The 13,390-nt window shown below is 45.6% G+C and carries 3 protein-coding genes; 2 read left to right on the top strand and 1 reads right to left on the bottom strand.

All coding sequences use genetic code 11. The features are described from left to right. The first annotated feature begins 16 nt into the window (after positions 1–16). Together ACEN82_RS19790 and ACEN82_RS19785 are read left to right on the top strand one after the other, a co-directional pair. Entirely contained in the window at positions 17–4,006 is a 3,990-nt protein-coding gene (locus tag ACEN82_RS19790; protein ID WP_413321999.1) for a hybrid sensor histidine kinase/response regulator transcription factor, read from the top strand. Between the two features lie 307 nt (positions 4,007–4,313). Continuing rightward, positions 4,314–5,693: a right-handed parallel beta-helix repeat-containing protein gene (locus tag ACEN82_RS19785; protein WP_413322000.1), complete on the top strand. Its 1,380-nt coding sequence runs from the start codon at positions 4,314–4,316 to the stop codon at positions 5,691–5,693. A gap of 135 nt (positions 5,694–5,828) precedes the next feature. Here the strand turns inward: ACEN82_RS19785 and ACEN82_RS19780 are convergent, their stop codons facing one another. After that, on the bottom strand, positions 5,829–12,998 hold the full coding sequence (locus tag ACEN82_RS19780) for a cellulose binding domain-containing protein (protein WP_413322001.1): 7,170 nt from the start codon (positions 12,996–12,998) through the stop codon (positions 5,829–5,831). Positions 12,999–13,390: the final 392 nt, after the last annotated feature.

The raw sequence follows: 13,390 nt of genomic DNA, 5'->3' as shown, positions 1-13,390 counted from the left end.
CGTTAAGCTGATTATTTTGAAACCACTATACATATTTCTATTATTTTTTACAGTATCATGCGGTATTTGCAATGCCCAAACCTACTACTTCAAGCATTACCAGGTTGAGCATGGGTTATCGCATAATACCGTTTACTGCAGCATGCAGGATAGGCGCGGCTTTTTGTGGTTTGGTACTAAGGACGGCCTGAACCGTTTTGATGGTTATACCTTTAAAACGTTCAGACATAACCCTGCAAATAAGAGCACCATCTCCAACAACATGGTGCATACCCTGTGCCTTGATAAAGAAGGTACGCTTTGGATAGGTACCGACGAGGGCCTTGATAAGTATGATCCCCTGTCAGAAACATTTACACATATCAATACGGCAAATATTAACGGTGTGCGCAGTATCACTTTTGATGAACATGATAATTGCTGGTTTGTAGCCGGAGCTTCATTAATAAGATATAACACAAAAACCGGCGAAAGAACTGATTACTGGCCTTCGCAGCATTTTGAGGCTACGTCTGTAGTAATCATTAATGGTACAGTGTGGGCTTCTTCTTCAACCGGCGCAATGGAGAAATTTGACCGGGCAAGCCGCACTTTTACCGCTTACAACGTGTTTAAGCCAACTGATAAAGTTACCTCAAAGTTTATTGAGAAGATTTATTATGCCGGTAACAACAAAATATTTGTAGGTACCAATAGTCATGGTTTTAAGGAATTTAATGCTGAAACCTATACCTACAAGGACCTGCTTAACTACAACCCGGATAAAACGGCTGTTTACGTGCGCGATTTTTTAAAATACAACGATACAGAATATTGGATAGCCACAGAATCGGGCGTATTTATTTATGACCCGGTAAAGGGCACATTTCTTAATCTCAGAAAGCATTTCAATGACCCTTACTCCATATCGGATAATGCCGTTTATTGCCTTTATAAGGATTCGGAAGGCGGGGTTTGGGCAGGCACTTATTTTGGCGGCCTCAACTATTACCCTAAACAATATTCAACCTTTAACAAATTTTACCCCGACACTGAGCCAAATTCCCTTAAAGGAAACGTGGTGCGCGAAATTACCAAAGACATGTATGGCAACCTGTGGATGGGCACCGAAGATAACGGGTTAAACAAATTGGCTCCCGATAACACCTGGACCCATTATAATCCCGGCGGAAGTGCCAGCATCTCCAATACTAACATCCACGGTATATTAGCATTAGGCAATGAACTGTTTGTAGGTACTTTTGAACGGGGACTGGATATCATGAACATTAAAACCGGCAAGGTTGAACGCGTTTACCTGGCCGGAAGCAGAAATAATGACCTCAAAAGCAACTTTATAATTTGCTTTTGCAAAACCCGCAGCGGGCTCATTTTTGTTGGTACTACCCGTGGCATTTACAGGTATAATTTGGCAAGCAAGGATTTTACCCTGATAGATAAATTACCCCCATATGATTTCATTTACGCCATAACCGAAGACCATAAGGGCAAAATTTGGGTTGGCACCGTAAGGGATGGTATTTACTGCTACAATCCGGCAAACAATACAAGCACTAAGCTAAACTATCGTTACCCCGTTAAAAATGTGCTTAACACCACCACGGTTAACGGCGTTTTTGAGGATAGCAACCATAAATTATGGTTTGCTACCGAAGGTTTGGGTTTATGGAGATACGATCCCGACACCGATAGCTATAAGTTTTATGACACCAATAACGGCTTTCCGAGTAATTACATTTTCAGGCTTGAAGAAGACATCCATAAAAATCTATGGATCAGCACTACCCGGGGGCTGGTTTGCTTTAATGATAATACCGGAAGCATCAAAATTTATACAAAAGCCAACGGTTTGTTGAGTGACCAGTTTAACTACAACTCGTCTTTTAAAGATGCCGACGGTACCATGTATTTTGGTTGTGTACGTGGTATGGTTAGCTTTAACCCTGCCAGTTTTAAGCAAAATTACTTTGTAGCCCCGGTTTATATAACCGGTTTCCAGGTGCACAATAAAGAGATCTCTGTTAATGGCGCCGATTCATTATTAAAACAATCTATCATCACCACAAAAAAGATCAACCTTAATTATAACCAATCTTCATTCAGTATTGATTTTGCTGCGCTGAGCTTCCCATCGCCCGAAATGACCCAATATAAATACACGATGAAAGGTTTGGATAAAGGCTGGACCGACCTTAAACGCAATCGAAAAGTTTACTTTACGCAATTGCAGCCCGGTCATTATACCTTTGTAGTAAAAGCGGCAAACAATAACGGCACCTGGACCCAAAAAGAAACAAGTATTGAAATTAATATAGCACCTCCTTTTTGGGAAAGCGTTTGGGCATACATTGCCTACTGCCTGTTGTTTTTACTAACAGGTTACTACCTGCTCAGAAGCTATCACCGTAAAACCCGCGAGAAAAATAAACGTATTATCGAAACCCTTGAAAATGACAAAGAGAAACAGATCTATAATGCCAAGATCGAATTTTTCACTAATGTGGCCCATGAAATCCGTACGCCGCTAACCCTTATTAAGGGGCCCATGGAAAAAGTGATCAGGCGGGCGGAGCATGTTCCGGATATTCAAAACAACCTGAAGATCATGGAAAAGAATACCAACCGGCTGCTCGATCTTACCAACCAACTGCTTGACTTCAGAAAAACCGAAACCAATGGCTTCAGCCTCAGCTTTGTTAAAACCGATATTATGGATCTGCTTGCCGATACCTTTTTGCGGTTTAAGCCCATGGCCGAACAAAAGAACCTCAGCTATACCTTTATACATCCGGCTAAAACTGTTTATGCCTACGTCGATATCGAAGCCTTCACCAAAATTATAAGTAACCTCATCAATAATGCCATCAAATACAGCACTTCTGTTGTTGAGATCGAACTGCTTGATCACCCGGTTAACGATCCTACCTTTACCATCGAAATAAGGAATAACGGGCACCTGATCCCTTACGAAATGCGCGAAAAGATCTTTGAGCCTTTCTTCAGGATGAAGGGGTCGGAAAAACAAATTGGCACCGGAATAGGGCTTTCTTTGTCGCGCTCGTTAGCCGAATTGCATAAGGGCTTATTGGTGTTGAATAAATCTATTAACGATTTTAATATATTTAACCTTACTTTGCCTGTTCACCAGGAAAAAGAATTCGACCTTCATATTACCCCCGATGAATATGAGCAGGCAGACCTAAGTAACAGAGAGGAGAATATTGACTTTATGAAACCAGTTATACTTTTAGTGGATGATAACCCTGAAATACTTGATTTTATTTCGGATGATCTGAGCGACAAATATTCGGTTATTAAAGCCCTTAACGGACAGGAAGCGCTGGATATGATAGCCATAGAGAACATTCAGCTTATAATAAGCGATGTAATGATGCCGGGAATAGATGGGTTTGAACTATGCAAAACCATTAAAACCAATTTCGATTACAGCCACATCCCCATTATACTGCTTACTGCAAAAAATACCCTGCAAAGTAAAATTGAAGGCCTGGAAGTTGGTGCCGATGCCTATATCGAAAAACCGTTTTCGCCCGAACATTTGCAGGTGCAGATAGCTAACCTGCTTATTAACCGTAATAAAATTAAGGAGCATTTTGCGAGCTCGCCGCTGGCGCATATCAAGTCGATGGCGTACTCAAAACCTGATGAAAGTTTTCTGGATAAGTTAAATGGTGTTATCTACAAAAACATCCAAAACGCCGAGCTTGATGTAGAGCAGATAGCTAACCTCATGAACATGAGTAAACCAACGCTGTACCGCAAAGTTAAAGCTATATCCAATCTTACTATTAATGAGCTTATCAATATCACCCGCCTTAAGGCTGCCGCGCAATTACTGGAAGAAGGTGATTATAAGATCTATGAAGTAGCCAACATGGTAGGTTACAGTTCTCAATCACACCTGGGCCGTAACTTCCTGAAACAATTCGGTACAACACCAACTGAATACCAGCAGGCTAAGCGCAGTAAAGTAAAACAGGTTTAATCTTACCAGGATGGACCATTGGGGCTAAGTCAGCGACAATGGTCTTTATATAATCATACGGGCGTCCGGGAGGGTAATTCCACTCAGTTATAAGCTGCAAGCCTTTTGCATCGGCGATAGCCCTATGCAAGGCATGTGCTGTTAAAGCAACCCCCTTTTTTACAATTTTTGTTTATTACCGAAGTCCCTGAACGTTGCAAGCGGGCGATTTAATTGTGCGGGCAACAATATTTGAAAAAATAACGTAGAACTGCCGGTTCCGCACAACAGGGACAGGTTGATTATCAAAACTCTTTCAGATTAATAAATGAGAAATAACAATTACTTACTAAGCATGATAGCTGGTATGCTGGTAATATCATGCTTGGCGTGTTCAAAAAGTATAAACAAAATTGAAACACCGGCAAGTTCAATTCCGGAGCAGGATGGAAAACTGCAAAGTTTGAAAACCAAGCCGGTAACTACCTATACTTATACCGTTAAAACTACCGAGTGGATGGTTGACGGTACAAATATCCCCGCGGGCGCTATAATATATATCCCCGCCGGTGAACGCGGGGCTTTGCTGCTTAAAAACTTTAAAGGAACAGCCGCCGCTCCAATCTTAATTGTTAACCAGGGGGGAAGGGTGTCATTCACTGCTGAAACTACCGCCTCGTATGCATTTAAGACACAAAACTGCCAGTACTTTAAGGTAATGGGAAATGGCGTTTCCTCAATTAAGTACGGGTTTGATATAAACGGCGGCAACATCGGTATGACGATGGACTATCTGAGCTCGGATTTTGAGATTGCGAATGTTGAGGTGCGTAACAGCGGGTTTGCGGGGATCATGGCAAAAACCGATCCAACATGCGATGCTGCAACCTGGCGGGGCAATTTTACCATGAGTAATGTAACAATTCATGATAATTACGTTCACAAAACAGGAGGGGAAGGCCTTTATATAGGAAATTCTTTTTATCAGAATGGCGTTTCAACTTCCTGCGGTACAGTTTTACCTCACGATATCGTGAATGCCAGGATCTACAAAAACCTTGTTGACTCTACCGGTGCCGAAGGGATCCAGGTTGGCAGTGCTACGTCGGGGTGCATGATCTATAGTAACACCGTTAAAAATCCGGGGATAAGTCCGTTTGCTTCTTATCAAAATAATGGCATACAAATAGGAGAAGGTACCGGCGGCCAATGCTATAACAACCTGGTTAAGAATGCGCCCGGCAACGGCATCATTGTTCTTGGCCTTGGGGATAACCAGGTATTCAATAATTATATTATTGACTCAAAAGCTTACGGTATTTTTGCTGATTCACGATATACGCCGGGCCCGGATTTTCAGTTTATCAATAATACCATTGTAGGCTCTGTTTTAGGCGGTATAAAGTTAAACTCCGAAACTATCCCCATGAATACCGTTATTAATAATGCTATCATACAATCGGCATCGGTACAGCCGATAATTTTAAAAAGCACCAGCGTTAAACTTACCGAATCAAACAATTATGTAAACACAGATGTAAGTGTTTGTGGGTTTGTAAATTATAATGGAGATGATTTTCATTTACAACCTTCATCGCCGCTTATCGATCAGGGGGCAAACGTTTTATCATACGGCATAAAATTTGATTATTATAATGCTGTACGCCCATCGGGTACTGCTTTTGATATTGGGGCTACCGAGTATTAATATTTAATAAACCAAGCGTTTCTGTCGGGGGTAAAGGGAATTTCTGTAAAAGCAAAGGGACGGCAACACTGCCATCCCTTTTTGCGTTTTAAAGTTTTTAGCTTTAAGCTTTGTGCATTCTGCTTTTAGCTAAAATCATGGGCTTACTATCATGCGCAATGGTGCCAGATTGTTGATTTGAACAAAGTAAACACCGGTCATATACGAGCGGGTTAACTGAACCCCAAGGTTACCGCCAAAACCACGATATCTGCCGCTTTGCATAACCTTGCCAAAATTATCCCGGATAACCAGGTTGATCTCTTTCTGCTCCAGGTCGGGCGTTAGTTTAATGTTGAAGCTGCGTGCAGCCACCGGGTTTGGGTAGATCACATTGTTTTGAACAGTACCGATAGGTGCACTGTTATCCTGTACAATACCGGTTTTTTGACCTATGGTTGAAGCCAGCGAATTGCTGCTGAGCAATGTAGGTTCCGTTCCATAAATCAGCTGATCTTTATAATAAACGGTAATATGGCTGTTAAGCGCCATAGCAGCTTTAGCAGCAAACGAATAATCATTGGCCTCGTTAAATGCCGACCAGTCTGTTTTATTAACCTGGTATTGAATGTTACCGGTATTACTTAAGGGGTAAAGCGAACCGGCCGATGGATCGATGGTTAATTCAAGATAGGTGTCTGCCCCGGTTAAAGGGGGACTTAAAGTAACAAACCGGTTGTTGATTTTGCTGTTGCCCAGTTTGGCATAGCTTACCGAGAAATTCAATCCTGCTGTGCCTTCGCGGCTAAACCAATAACGAACGGAAAGATCGCTGTAATTGACAGGCACGTTTCCGGTATTGTTAAGCGCCAGGTAGGTACTGATCGTATTTCCGGATGTGCTTTGATTTTGGTTTTGATAAGATACAGTAAAAGCCGTGGTAGCTGTAACTGCGGCCGGCTCGGTACCGTAAATTAACTGCCCGTTGCGGTAAAGGGTGATATGGCTGTTTGCAGCATAGCTGCCGGTGTATGGCAGGTACGAATAATCATCGGCCTCCGAAAAGTTTGACCAGTCCTGGTTGGCAAACCTCGACTGAATAACCCCGGAATTGCCGCCTGCGCTGAGCTGGCCGTTATTCAGGAAACCATATTCTATATAACCCAGAGCGCCTGTGCGTGGGTTGGGTAACTGAACATATTTCATGGTAACGTTACTGTTCCCCATTTGGGCATAATCAATCCACGAATTGATCCCGGCATAATTTTCCGCGGTAAACCAATACCTCATGGTCAGCTCGTTTAAATTAATGGCGACAGAATCCTGGTTAACAATTTTCAGAAATGGCTTAATGAGATTGTTTACAGGCTGGTTGTTATCACCGTCGGAGGATTGTACCTGTATATTGTATGGCAATACGGTGAAGGTTTTGCTTGAGGCTGTCGTATCAAAACGAGCGTTGCCACCTTGCTGCGCTGTGATAGCACTGCTGCCCGGGCCTACAATATGCAGCTTATTATTGATTATCGTAGCTACATTTAAGTTTGAGCTGGTGTAAACAACCGTAAGCCCGGAAGTAGCTGTCGCATTCAGGCTGACATCTGCATCGCCGGGCCTGCTCAGAGGTAACGCGGCAAAACTGATGCTTTGGCTCAGCTTGTTAACGGTAAGCGTTTGTGTAACCGGTGATGCCGCAAGATAATTAGCATTCCCACCCTGCGAGGCGGTGATCACGGCTGTACCTGCACCGTTGATGTGCAACTTTGTGCCCGCTACCTGAATTACAGTACTGTCCGAACTGCTATAGCTTACCGCAAGGCCAGAACTGGCTACAGCGCCGGCCACAAAATCGCTGTCGGCAACTGTTTTTGCAGGGATCGCATTAAACGTAATAGTTTGTGCTTTTGGGCTAACGGTGAGGTTTTGATTAATAGAAGTAGCTGCTTTAAAACTGCTGTTTCCGGCCTGGGAAGCCGTGATGGTTGTTGTTCCGGCCGCTTTAATGTGGATGGCGCCATTGATCACACTGGCAACAGTAGTATCTGAACTGCTGTAAGAAACCGCTAAACCTGATGAAGCTGTTGCAACGGGCACAAAATCGGCGTCGCCAAATGTTTTTCCATCGATGGAGGCGAAGGTTATTGTTTGATCGCCCAATACATCGGCAGCAATTTCGGTGCTGCTTAACGCCCTGCCGTAGATCTTGAAATTATCAATGGAGCCTTTGAACATCGGATCGGCAAACTGCGATTTGCCCAGATAATTTTGCGTGGTGCTACCGAGCGCCGATGGTTTGATGGTAATGTTTGTTGAGGAGGCAACTGATGTACCATTTACGTAAAGTGTAGTAGTGGTGCCCGCCCGGGTTACCGCCAGGTAGGTCCAGGTATTTAGTGGGAAGGTGTAATTGTAATTGATATTCTGCTCTGCTGCTGAACCATTTTTGGTTGCATAACGAATGGTTGACTGGCCATTGGTTACCGCAGCCTGAACGGTAAGGAACATGTATTGAGTGGTGCTTGAGCCAAAGTCGAAAACACGCATCCAGGTACTTAGGGCGTCCATCCGCACCCAGGCAGATATGGTAAAATCGTTCAGTGTACTGAAAGTACCGGCAGGCAATGTTGCATAAGCGTTCGCCGAACCATCAAGCAGCAAAGATTTTCCATATTTACCCGCAGCACGACTTGCTGTTGCCGCGAGTGCAGCATGATTGGCGCCCCAGGCATCAATGCCTTTGCTGCCGCTTACCTCATCAAATTGATAAAAGTCGCGCTGCCCGGCATTGGGTTTAGCAACCACTTCTGTGCTTTTGGTACCTTCGCCGGTACTGTCTGCAGGGGCTATCACATAAAAATAGGTTGTGCCATTGCTTACATTGCTGTCGGTGAAGGTAAGGTTACTAACCGAGCCAAGTGCAGTATATGGCCCGCCGGAAGTTGTTGAACGTTTAACGTTATAACTGTAGCCTGGAAGTGATTGCCATTCAAGGATGTTTTTGGCATCGCCCGCGGCAACTGTCAAAGAGTTTACAGCACTGCTAAGTACCGTGAGTACCAATGTTGAAGTACCTGTTGTACTGCCGTTGCCTGCCGACAGGCTTACATTAAAGGTGCCTGATTCCGTTGGTGTTCCTGAAATTTTGCCTGATAAAGAATCAATTTGTAACCCGGCCGGCAATCCGCTGGCCGAAAAATGGTTGGGCGACTTAATTCCGGTTACCGTATAAGTCATAGGTTTTCCTATCAGCGTGGTATCCGTTGGCGCGCTGGTGATAATTACCGGTAATGGCCGGTCGTCCAGCAGCACAACGTCATTGCCCGTACCGCCTTTATAGCTGATGCGCAGTGTAAAACTACCAACGGTTACCGGAGCAAGTTCGGGCAAGCCTTTAAATGTACCGGATATTGCCGCACTTCCGGTGTTATCAATGATAGTGAACGAACTTCCCTGGGCCAGGCTTGTCGAGTCGATAGCCGTGATCTGCAGTTTAGGCTGGTTCACTAAATTAACAACGGCTGTACTTACCTTATCACTGGTGGCCGAACTGGTGCTTAACTCCGCTTTATAGGTGGCATCGGCATTCATGGTGAGGGGGCCTACTTTTATGGTGCCTATGGCCTGGTTACCGGGTGCCAGTACCGCGCCTGAACCCGAACCGGTACCAATAGTAACCGATGCTGTGCTTTTGCCGCTGCCGCCAAACGTGCCGGCCACTGCAAACAACGGACTGGTGAATGTGCCGCTGTTAGGGTCGTTATTGAGCAAATAAGTGCCGTTTTTTATCGTCGTTGTTCCGGAATAAGCCTGGTTACCGGTAAATGTCAGAATAGCTGTTCCAACTTTCTCTACGTTCATACTGCCGGTCATCGTTCCGCCGTAGGTGGTAGTTATGTTCAGTGCACCGATGCTGATGGTTGGGCTGCCGCCACCATCTGTACGGATAGCACCGCGGCCGCTTAACGCACCAAAACTGATAGTGCCGGTAGGGAACATGATGCCCTGGCAATCATTACCGTTGGCATCAAGGTTCCATGAAGCATTCGCGCTGCCTGACTGGGGTACTTCAAAGCGGGTACGTGAGTTGCCGCTGCGTAATTTGGATACAAAGTACCCGGTGAAGCTGCTGTTATCGGCAAACAAATGTAAACCGGCATATACGTTACCATCCTGAATAATTGTTCCGCTTCCGGTAAGCCGCCCGTAAAGGTTCAGTGCATTGCTGGTTTGGTAAAAATAACTGGTTTTTCCGGCAGCGATTTCAATATCGTTGTATAAGGTAGCATCGCCGTTGGCCGAAAAAAGCGCGCCGCCGTTCATGGTGATCTTTCCGGTGCCAAGCGGCCCAGATGTTGGGGCGGAGGGCGCTCCTGTACTTGTTCCTGATACTTCCATGCCATAAACCGGCGGCCAGCTTTGCCCGTTTCCGTTGAGGATAGTACCGCCGGAGTAGGTGTTATTGCCTCCTGCATACAGGAACCCGATACCGTTCTTGAGCAGGCTGCCTGAGCCTGTTATTTGCCCGGTTAATGCTATGGTGCCGCTTACGTTGGGGGTGTTTACATTGAGTAATGTATCGAGTGTTACAGGCATCTTCAGGGTTTGGTAGCCCGAACTGTTATTAACCAGGTCATTTCGCAAATGAATTGCTGCGCCTTCAATGGTATAGCTGCCAGCGTTTGCATTAAACTGAATCCTCGAGGCTACAAGGTTTGGGATGTCGTTGGTCAGTACGGTATCTGCACTGTTTTGAAAAGTAATAATTGCGGGATTAACCGGTGTCGCGTTTTCCTGCCAGTTCCGGGCCAGGGTAAGCGAGTCGGACTCGGGCTGCTGGCTCCATGTTGAAGTGCTTGAGCCGGGTACGCCAAATGTTTCGGCCGAATTGGAGCTTTCTTTGGTTTGGCCAACAGATGAAACAACATAATAGTATGGGCTTCCGTTGCTTACATTCAGATCCGCGTATGCCGTAGTTGAAACATTGGCTACGGTAGTATAAGGACCGCCACTTATGGTAGCGCGTTTTACATTATAAGTAGCCGCCCCTGCTGCTGCATTCCAGCTCAAGTCAACCTCCTTGTTTTTATTAACAGCTGCAGGCTGCGCCGGGGCAGCCGGTGGTACAGATGAAAAAATAACATTCGAGTTTCCGCTTTCCAATGTTCCGGCAAGCGCGGTCACAACATAATAATTGTTTACCTCGGGTACAGGGCTGGCATCAATATATGATGTGTTGGTTATACCTGATTGTATTGTGGTAAACGGCCCGGTGGATGATGACGACCGTTTTACCGAATAGCTGGTAGCATTGGCTGAAGCTACCCAGGTAATATTAATTTGTGTAGAATTAACAACAGATGCTGCAGCCGAAGCCGGCGCTGCCGGCGCCTGGTTATTGACCACATTCAGCATGAGCGTTGCCGTGCCGGTGCCGCTGGCATTAGTGGCGGCTATGGTAATTTCGCTTTGCCCTAACGCGGTAGGTGTGCCCGAGATGATACCGGTGGCCGCATCAATGCTAAGCCCTGCCGGCAAGCCGCTGGCACTATAAGAAGATGGATTAGCACTGGCTACGATTTTATAACTGAAAGGCCCACCACTGGTAGCTGTGGCTGTGGTAGCACTGCTAATCTCCGGAGAACCGGCAGGTGCAGATTGACTATAGGCCACATTACTGAACGTGGCGGTATTTAGTGCCGAGTTATTACTGGAAAGGGTATAAAATCCGGCATACAAATCAGTGGGGAAACCTGTTGCAGAATACCAGCAACCGAGACCGGTCCAACTAATGCCATCCTGCGAATGGTATGTAAATATGCGGGTGCCTACACGCTCAATTTTTAACCACCAGGGGGCTTTGGGTTGGTAGTGGTTTCCGGCACCGCCTGTCGCTTTAAGGAAAATATCATAAAAAGCTGAACCGGGCGCCAGCGATTGGCGTAGCATGACCCCGCAACCACCGGTATTTAACGACATATTTTCAACTTTAACTACCAGTCCGGCATCGCCGCTAATTTTCTTAAAGTTGAAGCTAAAAGCATTACTGGTGGAAGTTCCGGCGCCTTGAAGTGTCCAAACCCCGTTATTATAGGAGGCGCTGCCCGCCAATCCGGTATTACCGATATCAATATTGGTAAGGTTGCTCACCGGCTGCACATGATCAGCAGGATAGTATACCTGGGGCAGCTTAACCGCGGTAGATGTGTCTGATGATTTCAGATATAAGAAATTGCCGCCGGCCGGAGAATAATTGGTGGCACCGGGCTGCATTAACGCGGCTCTCATCCTGTCGGTATTAGGGGTAGGTATTCCCTTGCGTACAGCATAAGCGCTGTAAATAAGATTAGTCATATCGCCGGTCCTGGCTCCGGGCTGAATTCCCCAGCCGGTCCAATAACTTGCATAGCCCCCCAACGGGATAAAGGTCATTGCTGCTCCGTCAAAAGCGTATTTATGATACAACTCACCGATAGCCAATACCCGGTTATCCAATTCTGCAAACATATCTGCACCTTGCTTGTAGGCAACTTCCGCGCCCCAGGCCAGTGCTGCTGCCTGCACACGCCAATGGTCGTCCCGGCCCGAATCTCCTACTTCACCACCGGGCAATGAATTGCGCATCCCACCTCCGGCATCCATCCGGTACACTTCCACCGCCTGGTTAAACCGGGTGACATCATCACAAAAAACCGAGGCGGCAAGGGCAATTTTTAACTGGAGAGCTCCTTTATTCGCATCGCGCAAGGGGCTTGGTACCCAGGAAGTTGGAAACAAAACATTGGCAAAATAACTTTTTACATGCTGTGTATTGGCCGCGGTCCAACCGGGGAAAGTACAACGTAGAATTTCAGCACCTACGCCCCAATACTGTGCATAGTCGCCAATATCCAGCATTGATTCTCCGCCGCCCCAGGTAGTATTGGTTACTGCCCAGGCATCGAGCAGGTTTGTAGCTTTACGGGCATAAGTAGAATCGCCTGTAAACCACCACATCCAGGCCAGGTTGTGAACAGCCTGCATATCATCAATCCAGGCGCTGTTGTTGAGGTTGGGCGCCCTCGTAACCGTTGCAAAAGGCCCCTTTTGCCCATAGCCCAATTGTGAATGCGAGTCGTTTTTAAATGCATTATAACCGGAAAGCCATGGTTCGCGGCTAATGTTGGCTTTCAATTGATCCAAATCGGCCCGGTTAAAAGCCACGCCAGGATGGACAAAAGGTTGGGCGCGGACACCCATCGTGACAAACATCGACAGCGAAAACAACAGCAGCCTTATCCGCCGGTGCGTACCTGTCAAATAATTACAAAGCGTAAAAAGTTTTTTCATGGTTTAATTGTTTAGGTAAACATATTTACTGCAGTTCCGGTATGTTTGGAAGTCGTGTAAGGGCGTGGAACAAAACAGTTTTATAATCGGACACACCAAAGACAATGACTGCTGTAAATGATACTCACAGCAACGTAGTTTTTTTTGAAATTGTTATGACGTTAAAGCGCTTGGAATAAGCTGCTTTGTGTATGGGTAAGTATTGTAGAAGTAATTAAAGATTCTTTCAATTCCTTTCTTGAGCTATTGTCTGTACACTCCTTCAATGATTTATTATCAATTGAAAAACGATGTCATTTCGACGAACGCAGCGTCGGGAAAGTGTGCTGGGGGAGGAGAAATCTTCTACACCATGTCCGCGAGTTTTTCACGTTACTTGGCATATCGTATAA

The organism is Mucilaginibacter sp. Mucisp73, assembly GCF_059491465.1.
Note: the sequence above shows the minus strand (reverse complement) of the source record. Positions and strands in the feature narration are given on the sequence as shown.

Excerpts from the sequence above, each read along its gene's own strand:
- ACEN82_RS19785 (WP_413322000.1), top strand. The coding sequence starts at position 4,314 with ATGAGAAATAACAATTACTTACTAAGCATGATAGCTGGTATGCTGGTA.
- ACEN82_RS19780 (WP_413322001.1), bottom strand. The coding sequence starts at position 12,998 with ATGAAAAAACTTTTTACGCTTTGTAATTATTTGACAGGTACGCACCGG.